General features: G+C 47.2%; 19 protein-coding genes. 6 read left to right on the forward strand and 13 right to left on the reverse strand.

Annotated features, from left to right (window positions below):
- Positions 1-16 precede the first annotated feature (16 nt).
- The 6 genes from SPM24T3_RS08600 to galU form a co-directional block, all read right to left on the reverse strand.
- Positions 17-1,432, reverse strand: coding sequence for a class I SAM-dependent methyltransferase (locus SPM24T3_RS08600; RefSeq protein WP_009636348.1), 1,416 nt, complete (start codon positions 1,430-1,432; stop codon positions 17-19).
- Positions 1,422-2,654 carry an ABC transporter ATP-binding protein gene (locus SPM24T3_RS08605; RefSeq protein WP_009636349.1) on the reverse strand — a complete coding sequence of 411 codons (1,233 nt, stop codon included), beginning with the start codon at positions 2,652-2,654 and terminating at the stop codon, positions 1,422-1,424. Before SPM24T3_RS08605 ends, SPM24T3_RS08600 begins: the two co-directional genes overlap by 11 nt.
- Positions 2,654-3,448: an ABC transporter permease gene (locus SPM24T3_RS08610; RefSeq protein WP_009636350.1), complete on the reverse strand. Its 795-nt coding sequence runs from the start codon at positions 3,446-3,448 to the stop codon at positions 2,654-2,656. Before SPM24T3_RS08610 ends, SPM24T3_RS08605 begins: the two co-directional genes overlap by 1 nt.
- Complete coding sequence (gene cpsG / locus SPM24T3_RS08615) at positions 3,445-4,824, reverse strand: phosphomannomutase CpsG (RefSeq protein WP_009636351.1); 1,380 nt, start codon at positions 4,822-4,824, stop codon at positions 3,445-3,447. Before cpsG ends, SPM24T3_RS08610 begins: the two co-directional genes overlap by 4 nt.
- 14 nt (positions 4,825-4,838) lie before the next feature.
- The gene (locus tag SPM24T3_RS08620; protein ID WP_009636352.1) at positions 4,839-6,251 is read right to left on the reverse strand and encodes a mannose-1-phosphate guanylyltransferase/mannose-6-phosphate isomerase; all 1,413 of its coding nucleotides are present in this window, start codon (positions 6,249-6,251) and stop codon (positions 4,839-4,841) included.
- A 455-nt stretch (positions 6,252-6,706) separates the two neighbouring features.
- Positions 6,707-7,594: a UTP--glucose-1-phosphate uridylyltransferase GalU gene (gene galU / locus SPM24T3_RS08625; RefSeq protein WP_009636353.1), complete on the reverse strand. Its 888-nt coding sequence runs from the start codon at positions 7,592-7,594 to the stop codon at positions 6,707-6,709.
- Positions 7,595-8,188: 594 nt separating this feature from the next.
- Between galU and SPM24T3_RS08630 the strand changes: the two genes are divergently transcribed.
- Positions 8,189-9,775 carry a TerC family protein gene (locus SPM24T3_RS08630; protein ID WP_009636354.1) on the forward strand — a complete coding sequence of 529 codons (1,587 nt, stop codon included), beginning with the start codon at positions 8,189-8,191 and terminating at the stop codon, positions 9,773-9,775.
- Positions 9,776-9,923: 148 nt separating this feature from the next.
- Here SPM24T3_RS08630 and asmA read toward each other — a convergent pair whose 3' ends face one another.
- The 4 genes from asmA to apbC all read right to left on the reverse strand — a co-directional run bounded on the left by asmA (position 9,924) and on the right by apbC (position 14,425).
- Complete coding sequence (gene asmA, locus SPM24T3_RS08635; protein WP_037377971.1) at positions 9,924-11,735, reverse strand: outer membrane assembly protein AsmA; 1,812 nt, start codon at positions 11,733-11,735, stop codon at positions 9,924-9,926.
- Between the two features lie 46 nt (positions 11,736-11,781).
- Positions 11,782-12,363 (reverse strand): dCTP deaminase, encoded by a 582-nt coding sequence (gene dcd / locus SPM24T3_RS08640; RefSeq protein WP_009636356.1) that lies wholly within the window; start codon positions 12,361-12,363, stop codon positions 11,782-11,784.
- Between the two features lie 159 nt (positions 12,364-12,522).
- Positions 12,523-13,164, reverse strand: coding sequence for a uridine kinase (gene udk / locus SPM24T3_RS08645; protein ID WP_009636357.1), 642 nt, complete (start codon positions 13,162-13,164; stop codon positions 12,523-12,525).
- A 148-nt stretch (positions 13,165-13,312) separates the two neighbouring features.
- Positions 13,313-14,425, reverse strand: a complete 1,113-nt coding sequence (gene apbC / locus SPM24T3_RS08650) for an iron-sulfur cluster carrier protein ApbC (protein WP_009636358.1) — start codon at positions 14,423-14,425, stop codon at positions 13,313-13,315.
- Between the two features lie 271 nt (positions 14,426-14,696).
- Between apbC and metG the strand changes: the two genes are divergently transcribed.
- On the forward strand, positions 14,697-16,727 hold the full coding sequence (gene metG, locus SPM24T3_RS08655; RefSeq protein WP_009636359.1) for a methionine--tRNA ligase: 2,031 nt from the start codon (positions 14,697-14,699) through the stop codon (positions 16,725-16,727).
- 236 nt (positions 16,728-16,963) lie between these two features.
- The gene (locus SPM24T3_RS08660; RefSeq protein ID WP_009636360.1) at positions 16,964-18,118 is read left to right on the forward strand and encodes an iron-containing alcohol dehydrogenase; all 1,155 of its coding nucleotides are present in this window, start codon (positions 16,964-16,966) and stop codon (positions 18,116-18,118) included.
- A gap of 23 nt (positions 18,119-18,141) precedes the next feature.
- Here the strand turns inward: SPM24T3_RS08660 and csgC are convergent, their stop codons facing one another.
- From csgC to SPM24T3_RS08675, 3 genes are read right to left on the reverse strand one after another with little or no spacing between them, the layout of a single operon-like run.
- Positions 18,142-18,465, reverse strand: a complete 324-nt coding sequence (gene csgC, locus SPM24T3_RS08665; RefSeq protein WP_009636361.1) for a curli assembly chaperone CsgC — start codon at positions 18,463-18,465, stop codon at positions 18,142-18,144.
- A gap of 56 nt (positions 18,466-18,521) precedes the next feature.
- Positions 18,522-18,968 (reverse strand): curli major subunit CsgA, encoded by a 447-nt coding sequence (gene csgA, locus SPM24T3_RS08670; RefSeq protein ID WP_009636362.1) that lies wholly within the window; start codon positions 18,966-18,968, stop codon positions 18,522-18,524.
- A gap of 55 nt (positions 18,969-19,023) precedes the next feature.
- Positions 19,024-19,491: a hypothetical protein gene (locus SPM24T3_RS08675; RefSeq protein ID WP_009636363.1), complete on the reverse strand. Its 468-nt coding sequence runs from the start codon at positions 19,489-19,491 to the stop codon at positions 19,024-19,026.
- Positions 19,492-20,173: 682 nt separating this feature from the next.
- Here SPM24T3_RS08675 and csgD point away from each other — a divergent pair.
- Genes csgD through csgF form a run of 3 tightly spaced genes read left to right on the forward strand, consistent with a single transcriptional unit; the run spans position 20,174 to position 21,648 of the window.
- On the forward strand, positions 20,174-20,824 hold the full coding sequence (gene csgD / locus SPM24T3_RS08680; protein WP_009636364.1) for a biofilm master transcriptional regulator CsgD: 651 nt from the start codon (positions 20,174-20,176) through the stop codon (positions 20,822-20,824).
- Positions 20,825-20,828: 4 nt separating this feature from the next.
- Positions 20,829-21,233 (forward strand): curli production assembly/transport protein CsgE, encoded by a 405-nt coding sequence (csgE, locus tag SPM24T3_RS08685; RefSeq protein WP_037378022.1) that lies wholly within the window; start codon positions 20,829-20,831, stop codon positions 21,231-21,233.
- Positions 21,223-21,648 (forward strand): curli production assembly/transport protein CsgF, encoded by a 426-nt coding sequence (gene csgF / locus SPM24T3_RS08690; RefSeq protein WP_037377975.1) that lies wholly within the window; start codon positions 21,223-21,225, stop codon positions 21,646-21,648. Before csgE ends, csgF begins: the two co-directional genes overlap by 11 nt.
- The last annotated feature ends 18 nt before the right edge of the window (positions 21,649-21,666 follow it).

Here is a 21,666-nt window from a genome sequence, read left to right on the forward strand (position 1 = left end):
TTACCTCAAGTTCTATTTATTTTAGCTTGGAAAATATGTCTTTGACTGCCGGAGGGATTAGCTCAGGATGTTGTAGTTGATGCTTTAAATCCTGATGAATCAGCACTTCATCTACCACGCTGGTGTGGGTGGTGTGCTGCGCTTTTAAATAAATTCGCCTGGCGACTTTTTCAAGTCCGGCCTTTCTAGTGACTGAAATAAGCTTCGTTCTGAACCCTGGATAGCGAGCAAGTCGATAATTTAATGCTACAAGAACGCGTTTAACAATTTGCTTAAATCTATTTACCGGACCGTGCTGCAAAACATATTTAACCTGCCGGCCCACAAATCTGTAAGGCTTGGTAATTTTCCAGGATCGGCTTAACACCATATGATGATGTGCAGTGCCAACATGGTGATAGTTGTTGGTCATTTGTTCTAATGCTGCCTGCAACTGCTCAATATCTTGTTTAAGCTTGGCATTTTCATACTCAAGATGAACTTTTGTGTTTAATACTTCATAATTTCGAGACTCTTTTATTTCCCATCTCTCATAATTTCGAGCTTCTTTTTCTGACCAGATCTCGTGATGCAATCTTTCACTTTCTAATGCTTCAGTGCTAATAGTCGTCTCTATATCAACAACCTGAGTTTTGAGAGTTGAGATCTCTTCTTGTAATACTTTTAGCTGAGAGTGAAAAGCCTGCTCGTTTTCGTCATAGGCTTTCGCTAGTTCGATTAGTGAAACGCCATAATCGACATCGAAGGCTGTATGGAACTGGCTTACAATCGATTCATCAGCACCCTTTTGCGCCACCACGCTGTAATCAGGGCTGACAGAGAGTAAAACGTCCGAAAGCGATACGTTCAGATGTTGTTGGCTAATATGCTTAGGCTCTTGCAGGCGCATAACCTTTGTGCGACTAAAACCGGCATACTCTGCTAAAAATTCTAATAGCTGATACGGAATTGGCTTATCGTGGGTTGGGTCTAAATGGAATGTATTAGTCCCCACCTGAATATTCTCGGCATTGGGCGTCTCTAAAATTAGCAGACCTCCTGGTTTTAGCACTCTTAACGCTTCATCAACCAGAATACGCACATTGTCAAAACCAATATGTTCAATTAGATGGAAGGACGAAATCAGCGCGATAGAATTATCTGGCAAGGCTTTAAGGCTAGATATTGCTTCAGCTTTTTCAGCCTTGAGGTTAAGCTCTATACAATAAGAAAGCATTCCTTCGTCAAGATCTACCCCACTAGCGTCAAAGCCTAAATGCGTGGCCATTTCTAGCCATTCACCCCGACCGCAGCCAAGGTCGAGTGCATTAGCCCCAGGATACACCTTTAAAAGGGGAGAAATTATTGGAATATAGGCTTCAAGTCGCTTTCCAATTAGCTCGCGAGACCCACGATATTTTTTTTCAAATGCGCTATAAAAACTATCTTTCATATGAACACTCTAACTCCGTTTCCAGCCACGACACCCCAATGAATGACAGCCTATCGATGTTGATCACATTGAATACCAGAGCCAGGTCTCGCCACTCATAGTTGTTATTAATATGCGTGTCTCGGTCATGCAATGCCGTGGCAATTGAGAAGTTACCTTCACCAAGGTTCATCGGGAATTTATAATTAAAGGTAACTTTCTGTCCTGCGAGCAGGTCATGAACCGTTTCTTTCATATGGTAGGAATTAGTGCCAAACACTATTTGCCCCAGACGATCCTTAATTTGAAAACCTAAAACCAACTCTTTTACTGGCCGATGAATTTCCACCTCGATTTGCAAGGTCACGAGATCGCCAACGCCAATATTTTCTGAAACTTTCCCTTTGCTGTTAATCAAAGAGATAGAACCAACCGTGGCATCCCCATTCCCGGAAATAGTCTGCACCTGACCATCTTCGGTTTTTTCCTGTCGGATAGTAACCGGCGATCCTGACTTCTCGGCCAACATTGCATTGTAGTAATCCATAATTTCTTCTGGATTACCCTGTTTCTCAATACGCCCCTTATTTAAGAGTATTGCGCGGTCGCAAATTGACTGAATCGCAGCTTTGTCATGGGAGACCAACAGCAAAGTCGTTCCCTGTTCGCGAAACTCGCGAATTCGCGCAAAGCTTTTATGCTGAAAATAGGCATCACCGACCGAAAGTGCTTCATCGATAATCAACACGTCTGGGCGAATAGCAGTAGCAATACTAAAAGCGAGACGCACCTGCATACCGCTTGAATAAACGCGCGCCGGCTGATCGATATAATCGCCGATTTCTGCAAACTCTTCGATCTCAGGCATCAGGTCACTGACCTGCTGTGCGGTCATTCCCAGCAACTGCCCAGACATATAGGCATTCTGCCTTCCGGTAAAATCAGGATGAAAACCCATACCAAGTTCGAGCATTGCGGCAACACGGCCTTCAATACGGATCTCACCGGTAGTGGGCTTAGCTGTACCGGTTATCAGTTTCAGCAGGGTACTCTTGCCTGCCCCATTGATACCAATTATACCCACGGCCTCGCCTGGTTTAACAACAAACGATATATCGTTGAGGATCCATTTGAGGTCGTGTTGTAGTTTTTTCGACAGCGAGAGCCACTCAATTAATCGCGCAGACTTTGAGGGATATTGCTTGTAGGCCTTACCGACTTTATCAACAGAAATAAAGCTCATTATAATTCATCCACCATATCAGCAGAATGCTTTCTAAATAGCCGCATTCCGAGCGCGCAAAATACAATCCCTAACAGCAGCACTGGCCATAGCGAGTACCAATCAGGCATTCTGTGATAGGTAAAAATTGACTGATAACCGGCCATAAGACGAGCTAATGGGTTATACATCAATACGTTATGCGCCCAATCAGGTAGTGAATTCAAAACATAAACAACCGGAGTAAACCAAAACCAAAACTGAAGGAGAACGGTGACAAACTGCCCGACGTCACGGAAAAATACGTTCATCACCCCGAAAATCATGCCTAATCCTACAGAGAAAAGTAGCTGAAGACACAACAATGGGATAAATGCTAGAAACAACATATTAGGGAAATTCCCAGTCAGTAGCAGGAAAATAATAAATAAGCTGAAAATAATTAAGAAATTAGCCACCGCCGATAAAACGACAATAATTGGGAGGCAAATTTTTGGAAAACTTAGTTTCTTAATCAGGTTAGCGTTAGCAATAAAAACGTTCTGGCTTTTGTCGACAATCTCAGTAAATAAAGTCCAGGTCAATACGCCGGAACATAGATAAATACTGTAGGTGAAGGGACCTGCCTCACCGGGCATTCTTGCGCGCATTACCTGTGAGAAGACCAGCGTATAAACCAGGATCATCGCTAAAGGCTGTAAAACCAGCCACAGAGCACCTAACATGCTTGTCTGATAGCGAGACTGAAAGTCTCGCTTAACGCTGCTAGTGATAAAACCACGATAGCGATAAATTGCTAGTAGTAAATCTTTCACAAAGAATCCCCACCTAATAGCTGGATGATCTCTGCTGTTTTCTGATTCATCAGCTCAGTGTTCCCTTTTGATTCAACGTTCAATCGGATAACAGGCTCGGTATTGGAGCTTCTCAGGTTGAAGCGCCAATCAGCAAACTCGAGGCTGAGGCCATCGGTGAAATCGACATTCAGTGCGTCGGATTCGTAAGTATCGCGAATTCTTTGGATAACCAGCTTGGCATCTTCTACCTTGCGGTTGATTTCGCCAGATGCAGGGAATGCCGCCATGCGATCTTTCACCATGCTGCTCAGCGAGTTACCTTTTACCGAAACCAGTTCGGCCACCAGCAACCACGGGATCATGCCACTGTCGCAGTAGGCGAAATCACGGAAATAGTGGTGGGCGCTCATCTCGCCGCCATACACGGCGTCTTCACTGCGCATGCGTTCTTTGATAAACGCGTGGCCCGTTTTCGACATAATCGCCACGCCGCCAGACTGGCTCACAATATCCTGCGTATTCCAGGTCAGGCGCGGGTCGTGAATTATTTTTTGTCCAGGATTCTTTTCGAGGAAAGCCTGTCCCAATAAGCCGACAATATAATACCCTTCAATGAACTCACCAGCCGCGTCAAAGAAGAAGCAGCGGTCAAAGTCGCCGTCGAAAGCAATACCCATATCAGCATTATGTGCTTTTACTGCGTCAGCGGTATCGGCGCGACATTCTGGCAGCAGTGGATTAGGAATACCGTTAGGGAAATTACCATCGGGCTGATTATGAACTTTGATAAATGTCACTGGGACATTATCTTTTTTGAAGCGGCGTTCAATCTCATCGATAACATGTCCTGCTGCGCCATTTCCTGAGTTGATCACCAACTTCAGAGGTTTAAGCGCTGAAGGATTAATATAACCCAGCAGGTGATCAACATATTGCTCAAGAATATCGATTTTCTGATAAGTACCGCGTTTGGAGGAATCTACTGCAGCAAATTCGTTTTGCTCGGCCAATCGCTTAATATCAAGCAGCCCGGTATCACCGCTGATAGGCTGGGAATTCTTACGCACCAGTTTCATGCCGTTATAATCCATTGGATTATGACTTGCAGTAACTTCAATACCGCCGTCCATATCTAAATGGAAGGTGGAAAAATAAACTTCTTCAGTACCACTGACACCGATATCATAAACGTCGGTTCCGGCATCCATAAGGCCATTGCCGAGCGCTAATTTCAGCTCTTCGCTGGTTAAGCGGACATCACCACCTAAAACAACTTTTTTCGGCTTGAGGTATTCACCAAATGCACGACCAATACGGTAAGCGATATCTGTATTTAACTCTTCGCCCAGTTTTCCACGGATATCATAAGCTTTGAAACAAGTTAACGTAGTCATGTAAACCTCAAGAATTAATTACGACCGTAGTGATCTTTAATGCGAATAACGTCATCGTTGCCAAGGTAAGAACCAGAGCGAACTTCAAGAATTTCCAATGGGATTTTGCCTGGGTTTTCCAGAGTATGAACTGACCCAATCGGAATAAACGTTGACTGATTTTCCGTCAACAGGAAAGTATTGTCACTGATAGTGACCTGTGCGGTACCGGCCAGAATAATCCAGTGTTCTGCGCGGTGATGATGCATCTGAGTGGATAATTTACCGCCAGGATTAACCGTTACGCGATTTACATTGAAACGATTCTCGGCAACCACTAAATCGCTTTTACCCCAAGGGCGGTAAATATCGCGATGATGCTTATATTCGCTTCTCAGATTAGTTTTAAGATATTCCACAACTTTCTTAACATCTTGAACTTTTGACTTATCAACAACCAGAAGCGCATCTTTAGTATTTACAATTACCAGATTTTGCACACCAACGGCCGCAACCATTTTCTCATCGGTATTAATATAACAATCATGGGTGTTGTGCAGGAATACGTCGCCCGTGAGCGCATTGTTTTGCTCATCTTTTTCGTTGACTTCCCACAAGGCTGACCAGGAACCAACATCACTCCAGCCTGCATCCAATGGCACAACCATCGCGTTACGTGTTTTTTCCATCACGGCATAGTCGACTGAATCATCAGGACAAAGTGAAAAGGCTTCTTTATCTACGGTGATGAAGTCCATCCCGTCTGGCAGATCATGCAGTGATTTTTTGCAGGCTTCATAGATATCTGGACGGAATTTCTCTAACTCTTCGAGGTATTTCTTGGCGCGGAACATAAACATGCCGCTGTTCCAGTAATATTCACCGGAAGCGATATAGGTTTCAGCAGTAGCGCTGTCAGGCTTTTCAACAAAGCATTTAACCTGATAGCCTTCATCAAGTTCTCCAATGCTTTCGCCACGTTGAATATAACCGTATCCGGTTTCAGGGCCGGTAGGCACAATACCAAAGGTTACCAGACTGTTTTTACTGGCAAATGGAATCGCCTTTTCAACAACTTCGTGAAACTTTTCAACATTATTAATGACGTGATCGGCAGCCAGTACCAGCATGACCGGGTCATCACCATCTTTTATCGCGTTCAGCGCCGCGAGAGCTATAGCAGGAGCAGTATTGCGTCCAACAGGTTCAAGAATAATGTTATTAGACAGTTTTTTGATCTGTCTTAATTGTTCTGCTACCAGAAAACGATGCTCGTCATTGCAGATCACAACTGGCTCGCGTACTTCAAGATCGTCCAAACGAAGTACAGTCTCTTGCAGCATAGAATTTTTGCTGTGCAACCTTAAAAACTGCTTAGGATAAAGCTCTCTGGACATTGGCCAAAGACGACTGCCGGTACCACCTGCCATGATCACTGGGAGTAACATTTTCTTTCCTTAAGATATCTTACTTTGCAACAGTTTTTTTAATTAGAACAATTAGTTAGCATTGAGTCACTTGACCTTGATGAATGCTACCGCCCTTGGCTTGTAGCAACCAAAGTACTGTTCGTTTTAAGGGTCATTAAGCTTTATTTGAGGGTTGCGTGTCCTGCAGTATTAATCAGGAGCTATTTGCCGCCCAGTATAGCTATTGTTAGTAAAAAGTTCTAATCGAGTGCGCAAAATGCTGGCATGAACAAAAATATATTTCTTCCAGATTATTCTCGTAAGTTGATATTGCCAATATTTTCAACTTTGAATGAATAATAATTAAGCTATTTCATAAAATAAACATCAGAAAAATAATTCCAATGATCTCTATTGATAACTTAAGGTTGTTAAAAACACAAAAAACACCGATCAACGGTGCTTTTTTTTTAATCAATTTTTAAAAGTAAAAATCAATCAATCTTAAGTGTTTTCAGCCATTCTTTAAATTGAGCGCCTGAAGCATTATGACGCAGGCTATATTCTACGAAAGCTTTCATATAACCCAATTTGTCGCCGCAGTCGTGCGAACGGCCGGTCATGGTAAAGGCTTCAACGGTTTCTTTCTTCATCAGCAATGCAATTGCATCAGTCAGCTGAATTTCGTTACCCGCACCATAAGGGGTTACTGCCAGCAGAGGCCAGATGTCTTCGTTAAACACATAACGGCCAACAACCGCCAAATTTGATGGCGCGTCTTTGCGGTCCGGCTTTTCGACAATAGCTTTCATTGGAATGCTTTTGCCAGGTTCACCTTCAACACCGTTGCAGTCAACCACGCCATATTTAGAAACGTCTTCTTCTGGTACTTCTTCAACCATTACCTGGCTGTTACCCGTTTCTTCAAAACGCTTAACCATCGCAGCGAGGTTGTCTCTGCGCAGGTCGCAAGAAACTTCGTCCATCAGAACGTCTGGCAAAATAACGGCAAAAGGCGCATCGCCAATCAGCGGACGCGCGCAAAGCACTGCATGCCCGAGGCCTTTAGACTGGCCCTGACGCACGTTCATGATGGTTACGCCTTTCGGGCAGATAGACTGGATCTCTTCCAGCAGCTGGCGCTTGACGCGCGACTCAAGCATGCTTTCAAGCTCGAAAGAGGTGTCAAAATGGTTTTCAATTGCATTTTTGGACGAGTGAGTGACCAGAATGATTTCTTTGATGCCAGCGGCAGCGCATTCATTAACGATGTACTGAATCAGAGGCTTATCAACAATTGGCAGCATTTCTTTCGGAATGGCCTTTGTCGCAGGCAACATACGTGTGCCTAAACCGGCAACAGGGATAACAGCTTTTAACATTGTAAGAGATACTCCTCAACACCATAAGATTAAAATTCAGCCAGCGGTTTTACAGAATTTATCTACCGCTCTACCCACTGAAGATACTTAAGCAATAGCTATTAGCTTTAAAAATCACTTAAGCAAAGTATAGACTCTCGCCATGCTTTTGCAGGCTCAATCAACAATCCCAAATCTGTATAAGATGTTGTCTTTATACCGTGAATCTTTCAGTAGCTTACGTCTAAGCCGTGCAAACGGAAACCACACATCACGAGTTTAGTATGACCTTAAGTCAATCATAAAAAAATAAGATTGTTACCCGTAAATTGACTTTTTTTAATATAAAACAATAAAAAACGTATTGCCGGGCCACACGGGTTCTGGGTATGTCGAGCAAATCAACGAATTGTCGAAAAAGTCAACAACAGAGATTTTTGTCAGCCACAAAGCGTAAATGAATTCGTATCAAGCCGGATTTAGAGCACTTTTCTGAAAATTCAGGCAATCAGCGTGAATTACCTAGCTCTCTGATTTTAAATTTGAAATTTCCCGCCCCAACAACCATTATTCATGGTGCGGACTCCTCCGCTTGCACAAAGGTATGAAAGCAATATGGAATGGATCGCCGATCCGTCGATTTGGGCCGGGCTGGCTACCCTGGTGGTTCTCGAGATTGTACTGGGTATCGATAATCTGATTTTTATCGCTATTCTTGCCGACAAGCTTCCCCGGCATCAGCGTGACCGCGCCCGTGTTACTGGATTGCTTTTTGCGCTGGTGATGCGCCTCCTGCTGCTGGCCGCAATTTCATGGTTTTCCTCCCTCACGCGGCCATTAATCACTCTCTTCGGCCATTCTTTCAGCGCACGCGACATTATCATGTTGGCGGGTGGGATATTTTTGCTGTTCAAGGCAACAACCGAGCTTAATGAACGATTAGAAGGTAAAGACGAGGAAAATAGCCAACAGGGAAGCCGCGCACGCTTCTGGCCGGTGGTTGCACAGATAGTGGTGTTAGATGCGGTATTCTCGCTCGACTCGGTGATTACTGCAGTCGGCATGGTCGATCACCTGCCAGTGATGATGGCCGCCGTGTGTATTGCCATCGGCCTGATGCTGCTTGCCAGCCGCCCACTCACGCGATTTGTTAACGACCACCCTACCATTGTTATTCTGTGTTTAAGTTTCTTGCTGATGATTGGCTTCAGTCTGGTGGCAGACGGCTTTGGATATATCATCCCTAAAGGTTATCTGTATGCCGCTATCGGTTTCTCGGTGATGATAGAAATGCTGAATCAGCTGGCACAGTTTAACCGTCGGCGCTTTCTCTCATCTCGCCGTTCACTGCGCGAGCGAACTGCCGAAACTGTGTTGCGAGTGCTGCGCGGCAAGCATGACGACGCCGAACTGGATGCTCACTCTTCAAATATGGTTGCCGATATCAATCCAGAAGAAGACGCGATTTTCAACCAGCAGGAACGCCATATGATTGAACGGGTGCTGGGATTGGCGCAGCGCTCGGTGAGCAGCGTAATGACCTCGCGCCATGACGTGGATAATGTCGAACTTAACGACCCACCCGAGGCGCTGTTACAACAGATTGCTCACAACCAGCACACGCGGATGCTGGTCACCGAGGACAGTTCGACTGATGCGCCGCTTGGCGTCGTTCACGTTGTCGATTTGCTCAAACAACAGCTATTGCACAACTCGATGGATATAAAAGCCGTTATCAAACAGCCGCTTATTTTCCCTGAACAACTTTCCCTGCTGGCCGCACTCGAGCAGTTCAAGCAGGCAAAAACGCACTTTGCGTTTGTGGTTGATGAGTTTGGTTCAGTGGAGGGCATCGTCACATTGACTGACGTGATGGAAACGATCGCCGGAAGCATGCCTGAGTCTTCGGCCACTCTCGATGCTCGTCATGACATTGTTCAATTAGAAGACGGCAGCTGGATTGCCAATGGTTATATGCCGCTTGACGATCTAGTGATGTATCTGCCTCTGCCAGTCGATGATAAGCGTGAATATCATACGATCGCTGGTTTATTGATGGAGTACGCGCAGAATATTCCCCAGGAAGGCACTCAGCTACATATCGACAATTACCTGTTTGAACCCCTCGAGGTGAACAGTCATCGTATTTTGAAAGTGAAAATCACCCCAATTAAAGAAGTCGAGCAGGATTACGAAGTGTGACGAGGTTGGATATTTGCAGCCACTGCGCGACAGGTTTGTGAGCATTGAGCGAGTTCCGGCGAGTCGCCGAGAGGGTAAACTTGCTGACCGGATACAGCATTGCTCCGGTCAGCGTCTACAGTACGAATATTAAATCAGTTTTGAAGTGCTACTTTTCATTGGTTCGTTTGTCGATCCAACTCTGAATCGCACTACGCGCACTTTGCTGCAGCTGCTGGCGCAGGACCTGATCCGCATTCAGCTCATAGTTAAGCTGTTTCCATGGCCCAAATACGCGCAGCGGTATGTCTGTTTTCTGCAACGTTGCAATCAGCGGATTATCGCCCTTCCAACCGCCAGTGACGCGAACCAGCAAATTCATATCCGCCTGCTGAGCCGCAAAGCTGACTTTGCCGTCACCCTTGACCGTCATCATCGGCGATTCAGCACTGAGACCCTCGAGGCTGAGCTCACCATTACGTAGCCTGCCCTGTGCCTGCAGTTTCTGAATCTGGCTGTACATCTCATAGCGCTCCATACCCTGCACGCGATTACTGCTTCGCGCCACGGCCTGTTGCACTAACTGTTGAATATTCAAGCCGTTGAGATGTGCATCGTCCATCGACATGTCCGCCTGACCCTGCCAGTTGCTGTTAAAATCCTCCAGCGTCAGGCCTTTGCCACTCAGCTTGCCGTGCATCGAGAAGCTGCCGGTCAATGCCTGAGGAAGATTATAGGCGCGCAACAAATCACCGAGCTGAATATTGGTAAGCTCTGGTGAGAGGCTTACCTGCAGCTGCTGTCGGGTCGAGTCAAGGCTGCCTGGAATCGAGAACGAGCCCTGCCCCATGTTGCCGGTCAAGGCAGAAAGTTGCACATCGCCCTGACGATCGGTCGCCTGCAAATCGAGATTTTGAATAGCTAATCCGCGATAAGTCACGGCTACGGCTTTCAGCGCAAGCTGGGCATTAAAGCCATTGAGTACGCTGAGGCTATTGGGCTGTTGCGCGACATCGCGGGCAATAACCGGTGCAGACATCACCGCCTGTGCCTGCTGCTGCGTGCTGTTGGTGACCTGAGGTTGCCAGCCGGAAATCTCGTCGAGATTCATTTTATCGGCCTGCAAATTGAGTTGATAGTCCGGCACGTCGCCAAGCACGGCCCGACCACTGCCAGTAAGCTGATTATCATTGGCCGATAACGACAGGTTATTCAGCGTCATGGTTTGGGTATTTTGCTGATATTCGGCCTGTAAACTGGCCTGGCCACTGACGCCCTTCGCCGGAATATCCGCACCGCTAATCTGATAGGTCAGCTTGCTGATATTGGCCGAATACTGACGAGGATAATTTTGCATATCCAGAGTGGCGGCAACGTTTAATGTTAGATCGCGCTGATCGCGATTGATGCGACTCGAAAGCTGAATGGTCGCCTGTCGATGATTGCTCTGGTCCATCTCAAGATTGATGTCGCGCACATTGATCTGATCGCTTTTCGCTCGCTGCCAGATAAGCAGACTGTCTGCGACGCTGAGATGGCCGATATCAAATTTCCAGCCGTTGTCCGCCTCATTGACACTCTGGTTGTCTGAACCGGCAGGCGCAATCGGCGCGTCAGGCTGGTTGGCCTCACTGTCAGGAGTCAGGCGGATCACCGCGCTTTTGAGCATGACTTGTTTAATAGAAAGCTGATGCGACAGCAAAGGCCAAAGATGGACATCAAGACGCATGTTCTCGGCACTCACCACCGGTTCTTTCGCTCCCGGCGCGGTAAGTGAAGTTTGCCCAGCCAAAATACTCAGCTGAGGCCAGACATGCCAGCGTAGGCTGCCGTCGATTGCCAGCTTGTAACCGCTTCTTTGCTCAACACGATTGACCATATAGTTGCGAAAATCATTCGGGTTTATCAAAAAAACCAGCGAGGTCATGCCGGCAATGACTACCACCAGCAAAATAACCAACGTTGTCACTAATCTTCTCATGCCATCCTCTTATATGTTGCCTGCCCCCGCATCCTGCCAGGACCTGTCAGTCTTTATCTATACGGCTGGCAACCGCACTCTGCTGGTCTCGATATTTGGCGTCCAGACGACTATTGTACGGGCGTGCTGCCGGACCTGACAGCGGCTCGAAGCTCAGTGCGCCAATCAGCATTCCAGGGCGCAGCGCCAGAGGCAGTTTACCTGAATTATAGAATTCAAGCACAATGCGCCCCTGCCAACCCGGATCTATACGATGCGCAGTAACGTGAACCATTAACCCTAGTCGCGCCAGCGAAGAACGTCCATCCAGCCAGCCTACCAGATTGTCTGGTAATGTAACGGTCTCAAGCGTAACCGCCAGGGCAAGTTCGCCCGGATGTAAAAAGAAAGCTTCACCTTCAGGCAATACAATCTCGTCGCTCATCACGCGATCCAAAGCCGCACCGACTTCGTGCTTGGGGCCGCTTAAATCGATAAAACCGGCGTTGTGCCCGAGAAATACGCGAAACCCGTTTCCTAGTCGCACATCTACTGTCGCGCCGCTGATTCTTTCTACCGGTGGGCGCGGCACAATGCTTAATCGGCCGTCATCCAACCAGGCCTCGATGTCACGATCGCAAAGTCTCATCTTATTTATTCCTTTCACCCGGCGTTATTGAAGTTGTCTCTGAATCGGCTGCAATTCATAACCCAAATCGCTGACCCGTGTCAGCTCATCGGAACGAACGCTTTTGCCGCCCTGATTCAGCTTCAATCACGCAGGTAACGACTCATTAGTGAATTAAAATTATTCAAAGAACTGGCTGATTTTCGCCTTGAGAATATCAATCGCAATGCGATTTTTACCGCCGCGTGGCACGATAATATCTGCGTATTGCTTAGAAGGTTCAATGAATTGCAGGAACATTGGGCGTACCGTTTTTTGGTACTGTGCCATCACCGAATCCATGGAACGTCCGCGCTCATTGACGTCGCGCTTCATGCGACGCATCAGGCAGATATCCAGCGGTGTATCGACGAAGATAGAAAAATTCAGTTCCTGACGCAGACGCACGTCAGTCAGAAGAAGGATCCCTTCAAGGATAATGACTTTTTTAGGTGCTAAGGTCACGGTCTCGTTAAGGCGTGTATGCTCGATGAAGCTATAGCTCGGCAGTTCGATGGCTTTCCCTGCTTTCATCGACTGCAAGTGCTCGAGCAGCAGATTATGGTCCATCGCATTCGGATGGTCATAGTTGGTCTTGACACGCTCTTCCATGGTCAGATGACTCTGATCCCGATAATAGCAATCTTCCGGTATAACACCGATATGTTCGTCACCGACCTGATCGCGCAACTCACGATACAAAGTGCTGGCAATAAGGCTTTTTCCAGAGGCAGATGCGCCAGCGATACCCACGATGACACACTGATGGAACTTGTCAGACATAAAATTAACGACCTGATTTGGAGTTTGAAGGGCAAGCAGCCTGAAGCCGCTTTGATCGCGCCAATTATAGGTACAACCTGTTGACGAAGCCAGCCTTAAAGCCACTAAGCGGCTGGCTTGATTAAATTAATCGACCAGAAGGTGATAATTACACCGCTCGGAAGGCGATTTCGGTCGGGATGGCGTCTCCTTTCCAATAAAGCTGTGCCGCAACCTTAGAGGCCAACTGGCGGTAGAGGGCAGTAAACTCGCTTTGCGGGTTGGCAATCACCGTTGGCTTACCGCCGTCGAGATCCTCACGCAGGGAAATATGCAGCGGTATCTGCGCCAACAGCTCACAGCGGTATTTCTCTGCCAGTTTCTGCGCGCCGCCAGTGCCGAAGATCGCTTCGTGATGACCACACTGGCTGCAAATATGCATGCTCATATTTTCGACAATACCCAGCACCGGGACGTTAACCTTCTCAAACATCACGATACCTTTCATCGCGTCAAGCAGGGCGATATCCTGTGGCGTCGTCACCACCAGCGCACCGGTCACCGGCACGCTTTGCGCCAGCGTCAGCTGAATATCACCGGTACCCGGCGGCATATCGAGAATGAGATAATCCAGATCCGGCCACAGAGTGTCCTGCAACATTTGCAGCAGCGCCTTGCTGGCCATCGGGCCGCGCCATACCATGGCATTTTCATCGGTGACAAGGTAACCGATCGAATTGGTAGCCAGACCGTGAGCCATGATAGGCGCCATGTGCTGACCGTCGGGAGAGGTCGGGCGCTCATCTTCAGTGCCCAGCATATTGGGCACCGAAGGCCCGTAGATATCGGCATCAAGCAGGCCGACCTTCGCACCCTCCGCGGCCAGCGCCAGCGCCAGATTAACCGCCGTGGTCGACTTGCCTACCCCGCCCTTGCCGGAACTGATAGCCAGAATATTGCGCACACCTTTAATACCAGGCCTGTCGTTGGCGCGGCGTAAAGTGGCAATGTCATGGGCAAGCTTCCAGTCCACCGAACGGGCGCCGGTGACGCGCAGCAGCTCCGAGGTAGTCAGAAGCTTTAACTGCTCGAAGCCTGACTTCCAGGCGAAAGGCAGAATCAGCTCGATATGCAGGACGTTATCCAGCAGCACGCACTGGTGCAAGGCCTTAATGGCGGTCAGACTTTGTTGTAATGTAGGGTGGGTAAAGGTCGCCAACACCACATTAACTGCAGCGTGAAGCTCGGCGGGAGTAACGTTCTCAGGGGATTGTGATTTCATCCCGGCTCCTTGAAATACTTATTTATTATGGAATTGGGTCGCGGAATCATGTTGTATAAACTCCGCTATCTGACTGTTATAAAACTAGCATACCAGAATCTCGATTCCTTTAGGTGATTGAGCCAACACCTTGCAAGAGAACTGTCAGCGCATATTGACTTAAGTTACTGTGCGCAAACGTAGGAGCTATCTTACCTGCCGGTTGTAGGATGGCGGGTATTTCGGTTACCATCGATCCCCCAATCTCAATAAAAGAAAGCAAGCTCTTACTATGGCTCAAGTCGCGAAAAAAATTTTGGTAACCTGTGCACTTCCTTATGCTAACGGTTCTATTCACCTCGGACACATGCTCGAGCACATCCAGGCAGATATCTGGGTCCGTTACCAGCGAATGCGCGGCAACCAAACTCATTTCATCTGCGCCGACGATGCGCACGGCACCCCAATCATGCTGAAAGCTCAGCAGATGGGCATTGCGCCGGAGCAAATGATTGAGGAGATGAGCCAGGAGCATCAGAAAGATTTCGCCGGTTTTGGTATCAGCTACGACAACTATCACTCAACGCACAGCGATGAAAACCGTGAATTGTCTACCCTGATTTATGGCCGTCTTAAAGAAAATGGCTTTATCAAAAATCGCACTATTTCTCAGCTTTACGATCCTGAGAAAGGCATGTTCCTGCCCGACCGTTTCGTGAAAGGCACGTGTCCGAAATGTAAATCACCGGACCAATACGGCGATAACTGTGAAGTTTGCGGCGCAACCTACAGCCCGACCGAGCTGATTGACCCAAAATCTGCAGTCTCCGGTGCGACGCCGGTAATGCGTGATTCCGAGCATTACTTTTTCGACCTGCCAGAGTTCAGCGCCATGCTGCAAGCGTGGACCCGTTCCGGTGCGCTGCAGGAGCAGGTGGCCAACAAAATGCAGGAGTGGTTCGAGTCTGGCCTGCAACAGTGGGACATCAGCCGCGATGCGCCCTATTTCGGTTTCGAAATTCCTGATGCGCCGGGCAAATATTTCTATGTCTGGCTGGACGCGCCAATCGGCTATATGGGTTCGTTTAAAAACCTGTGCGATCGTCGCCCGGATTTAGACTTTGACGAATTCTGGAAAAAAGATTCCACCACCGAGCTGTATCACTTTATCGGCAAGGATATCGTTTACTTCCATAGCCTGTTCTGGCCAGCAATGCTGGAAGGCAGCAACTTCCGCAAGCCGACCAATCTGTTTGTTCACGGTTACGTGACGGTCAACGGTGCCAAGATGTCAAAATCTCGCGGCACCTTTATCAAGGCCAGCACTTATCTGAACCACCTTGATGCTGACTGCCTGCGTTATTATTACGCGGCCAAACTGTCTTCGCGCATTGATGATATCGACCTCAATCTCGAAGATTTCGTGCAGCGGGTTAATGCCGATATCGTTAACAAAGTGGTTAACCTGGCGTCACGTAATGCAGGTTTCCTCAGCAAGCGCTTTGACGGCATGCTGTCAGACCAACTGGCGGACGTTGCCCTGTTCAAAACCTTCACCGATGCGGCTACCAGCATTGCAGAGGCCTACAGCAGCCGCGAGTCAGGCCGTGCAATTCGTGAAATCATGGCACTGGCAGACCTGGCCAACCGTTATGTTGACGAGCAGGCGCCTTGGGTTGTGGCTAAAACAGAAGGTCGTGAAGCCGATTTGCAGGCTATTTGTTCAATGGGTATCAACCTGTTCCGCGTATTAATGACTTACCTCAAACCGGTTCTGCCTTCGCTGGCCGAGCGCACCGAGGCATTCCTTAATTGCGAACTGAGCTGGGACTCTATCGCACAGCCGCTGCTCGGCCACAAAGTGAACCCGTTCAAGGCCCTGTTTAACCGAATTGAAATGGATAAAGTGACCGCCATGGTTGACGCTTCCAAAGAAGATATTGCCGCAGCTAAACCAGCGGTAACCGGTCCATTGGCTGAAGACCCGATTCAGGACACCATCACCTTTGACGATTTTGCCAAAGTTGACATGCGCATTGCGCTGATCGAAAGCGCTGACTTTGTTGAAGGCTCTGACAAACTGCTGCGCCTGCAGCTGGATTTGGGCGGAGAGAAGCGCCAAATTTTCTCTGGCATTCGCTCCGCCTACCCGGATCCGAAACTGCTGGAAGGCCGTTTGACTATCATGGTCGCCAATCTTGCGCCGCGTAAGATGCGTTTCGGCGTATCCGAAGGCATGGTAATGGCTGCGGGCCCTGGTGGAAAAGACATCTTCCTGCTTAGCCCAGACAGCGGCGCACAGCCGGGTATGCAGGTTAAATAAGCCTCGCGCCAATTAACTCATACTATTCACCTCGAAAGGATGCTCCGGCATCCTTTTTTAATGCCGATTTTTACACACCGCATAATCCGTAACATCCTTGATACAGATAAGCAGTTTGTGCGGCCTCGGCTTTTAAACAGCGCGAAACCTTACATTTCACTGCGTTATCATGGTAATCATTAGCCATAATCCTTCGAAAAAATCTCCAGACTGCTGAATTACATTAGGGGTAATCCATGTTTAATTTCGACTTTTACAACCCGACTCGCGTACTGTTTGGAGTCGACCGCATCGCCGACATTGGTAAACATATTCCTGAAAATGCCCGTGTGTTAATCACTTACGGTGGCGGCAGTGCCAAAAAATACGGCACGCTGGACGAAGTGCAGGCGGCATTAGGTGACCGTGTCACATTTGAGTTTGGCGGCATTGAAGTGAATCCACATTTCGATACTTTAATGAAAGCCGTCGATATTATTAAAGAAAATAAAATCGATTTTCTGCTGGCGGTTGGCGGTGGTTCAGTGGTGGACGGCACCAAGTTTATTGCCGCCGCAGCGCTGTATGAAGGCGATATTTGGCCATTATGGTCGCAGCGCCAACCATTGGCTGACGCCCTTCCCCTCGGCTGTGTGATGACTTTGCCCGCCACCGGCTCTGAAACCAATCATGTTGCGGTAGTGACTCATACCGCATTAGGTCAGAAATCCGGTTACAGCGATCCGCTGCTGTTTCCGCAATTTGCCGTCCTCGACCCGACTAAAACCTACACATTGCCAGTCACACAGGTTGCCAACGGCGTCGTCGATGCATTCATCCACGTTATCGAACAGTATCTGACGTATCCGGTTTACGGTAAGGTGCAGGACCGTTTTGCCGAGGGTTTGTTACTGACGCTGATTGAAGAAGGCCCTAAAGCGCTGACCGATCCTGAAAATTATGACGTCCGTTCCGCCATTACCTGGTCGGCCACGCTGGCGTTAAACGGCCTGATTGCCGTGGGGGTTCCGCAAGACTGGGCAACGCACCGCATCGGCCACCAGCTGACCGCACTTTACGGCATCGACCACGCCCAGACACTGGCAATCCTGCTGCCAAGCCTGCTACAGGTGCAGCGCGAGAGTAAAAAGGACAAGCTGCTGCAATACGCAGAGCGCGTGTGGAATATTATTGCAGGCAGTGACGATAGCCGAATTGATGCTGCGATTGATAAAACCCGTGAATTTTTCGAATTGATGGGGCTGAAAACTCAGCTCAGCGCCTATGGGCAGCCAAAAAGTGCCATTGACGAAATTCTGTCAAATCTGCAACGCTTTAACATGCTGCCAATGGGCGAGCGTTCAGATATCGATTTGGAAAGGGCTAAAGAGATTCTGATGCTAAGTTACTAACGTCCAGCGGCGGTCCTGAATAATCACTTCGGCAAGTTTAAAGTATTTTCCAACGATACTTGCTTGCCATCATTTAAAGACAAATATATCTGCACTCTGTCACCCTGCTGGAGATTAAAGCTTATTCGCGTCAACGCGACATCCGTGTTGGCCGCTATAGTGACCGCAGATTGCTGAACGCTGGTGCTGGTTCCAGAAATCCCGGTTTTAAGCATTTTCAGTCGATAGTCGCACTGACACTCGTTTTGCAGATGCACCATGGGGGTAATCACATAAAGCTGACCATTATGTTGATTATCAAACCATAATGGTTGAGAAATCGCCGCGGCAAGAAGTATTGAAATCATAATGGCCTCCATAAAAAAACAGGGCATCGCCCTGTTTTTTATTTCGTTAAAAACGATTACTGCTGTGAGGCATAAGCCCGGTTAGCCGTACCAACCTGAACTATATTAGCTAAACTGCCACTGGCACTCTGAGTAGCATTTGCATAGTTGGCTGTACCACTTTGGCTAATCAGCAGTTTGCTCTTATCGCCACTCTGAAGAGCATCGGCACGGTTAAAATTACCTGCCTGATGGATATCTAACAGACTTCTATCGCCCACCTGGTTGGAGCTTGCCACGTTAGCATTGCCGTGTTGATTAACAGTTGTCAGGGAATTTTGCGCCGACGTTTGTGTCGCATTCGCCAGGTTCAAAGAACCTTCCTGATAAATTTGCAATTCCTCATGCCAGTTAGTGGTTTGGAATACCGGCGTACTTGGCCCACCGCCGTAACCAAAACCTGATGCCATCGAACTTCCGCTGAATACCAGTGCTGATACTGCCATTATTTTCCACAGTTTCATGATGCTACCCCATAGATTTGAGATCGGATGGTTAATGTAAAGACCTGACTATTCATTAATGCTGCGTCACTTTTATTGCCATTCCGGACGCATTTTGTACGACTGCCGCTGAGCGGTCCGTACCACTTTGGCTTATTTGCGCCACGTTTCTCCGCCCTTTTTGCGCGATTAACGCGGTGTTGCCAAAACCTTGTTGCTCAATGGAAGCTGAACTTCCACTAGAATCTTGTGAGATAGAAGCGTTATTTCCATTGCCATATTGGTTGATATCAGCATTATTAGCGCTTCCGCGCTGACTTATTACAGCCGTATTTTCATTACCGTGCTGATTTATAAAGGCTCTGTTATTGCTGCCAGCGGCAAGCTGATCAAATGAAAGATTACTCATTTCAGTTTGATTCACAAACGACTCTGAATATGCCATATCATTTTGTTGCCCGACAGCATGGATAGATACAAAGCCTGCTAATAAAATTAGGCAAAATGAAGTAATACGTGCCGATTTAAAATAAATACTGTTCATTTACTCCCCCAGACCTAAGTGATTTCGGGTTAGTGATTACAGTATGCACGGTGGCAAGAATAATAAACTCATCGGTTAGTTGTATTTTTAATACCTCTTCATTTCAAAGTATGAGGAACGGCCTAATCCGAAGTTATTTTTTTAAGATAAAACCCTGCTTTTAAAAGAGTAAATTTAAGAAAAATACCATGCCTACACAAGACAATTAAAACACCAGCTCCGTGTCATTATTTTTATTTAAAACGCCTTGTGATCCTCATCATAAATACTTACTTAGGAATAATCCGACAGCATTAATTTAATTAAAGTCGCTATTAAACCTCCGAGAGCCCTTCTTACTAAACCCCTGGTTTCCATAGCTTCACCAAACAGATTAAAATTCAATAATTTCAGACATAAAGCACTGGTCACACTGTTCCATAAACTTGTATCAATTTTCGTAAAAATTAAAATAAACACTTGCCCCACTAAAAATACTTGTCTTTTTCTTATAAATACCCAGGAATCCACCCCTTGATTTCATTGCTGCACCCGCTAAATTAATTAGACGGTAAGTAATGAAACAGCCGTGGCCAGACAATAAAATCACGCGTCACACCAGGGAATTAAATTCTTTTAATGCGTGCTTTGTTATGACCCGCCGCGGGTCGTCAAGCAGTCCGCTTTCAAGGCAGAGTTAATTATGATTACAGAAAACACAGATGCTAATACCGTCATGCTGCTGGTTACAAAACCCTGTTTACAAGCCACGGCACTCCTGCATCACTTGAACCATAAACTGACTATCAATACCAAACTACATAATATTAATCGACCTTTCGATGCTCCGCTTAACGATCAGGCACTTATAATATTTGATATATTACAGGCCGATAAAAAACTGATTACCCGTTGGCAAACTGCGGCGGGTCGTTATCGCAATAATCTTAAAATTTTATTGCTCAATGCCCCTGAAGATTATCCTTTTCACGAAATTGAAAACTGGCCAAAAATAAGTGCCGTGTTTCATCCCTCGACAACTCAAGAGCAGTTAATCGATGGCATTGAAAGCGTTATTCGCGGCGAGTGCTATTTCGCGCAGCGATTTGCCAGCTACCTGATAAACCAATCAGGACAATATCGCTATATCAATCATGAGCATTCGGGGATAACGCAGAGAGAAAGCGAAATCCTGAATAAATTACGAATGGGTGCATCGAATGTTGAAATCGCAAAGCTATTATTTATCAGCGAAAACACCGTCAAAACCCACTTATATAATTTATTTAGAAAAATAGCCGTTAAAAACCGCACTCAGGCGGTGTCCTGGGCTAATGATAATCTTAAGCGTTAGCATCATGAAAACGTTAATCCGAGTTGTATTTTTATTTTTTATTATTAGTAGCTTCAGTTTACAGGCAGCAGAAAGTCCAATAGGTAAAGATATCAAGGACCCTGGGCTAATCACCGACCACACCGTCAGTTCTGTAGGACATGACTTCTATCGCATGTTTGCTGACCGGTGGGAAAGAAACTATCCCGAGACGATAACCATCAGCGAGAGGCCAAGCGCGCGATGGGGTAGCTGGATCACCATAAAAGTCGGGCAAGACCTGCTGTACCAGACCTTGCTGTTCCCGACCCGACGTAACTTTGGCAAAGAGGTCGACACCGCTCTGCAAGGAGTTGGTGAAGCCCTTTCCCGGCGACAAATAGATAAAAAACTTCTGGGCACCGGTGATTTATCTGGTGATGAATTCTAAGGAGAATATCGTGAAAACTCTTTTAATTATTTTATCAGCAATGCTGTTTTCGCCTCTGTCATGGGGCGGAAATATGGTTTTCCAGTTTATTAATCCTAACTTTGGCGGCAATCCCAATAACGGTTCTTTTTTACTTAATGAGGCCAACGCACAAAACTCCTATAAAGATCCCGATGCCTACGATTTTAACTCCTCAACACCCAGCGCTCTCGATAACTTTAGCGCGGCGATTCAATCGCAGTTGCTCAGCAGCCTGATGGGCAATATTGCTCAGGGTAAACCTGGGCGGCTTGTCACGCAGGACTTTATCGTCGATGTGCAGAATACAGATGGCCAATTGAATTTGAACGTTACCGATCGCTCTACCGGTAAGGTGTCAACGATTCAGGTCCAGGGGCTGAGTGCGTCCAATTGACGCCATTGAGGGGTAATC

Origin of the sequence: Serratia sp. M24T3 (genome assembly GCF_000257645.1) — a bacterium.
Taxonomy (GTDB): domain Bacteria; phylum Pseudomonadota; class Gammaproteobacteria; order Enterobacterales; family Enterobacteriaceae; genus Rouxiella.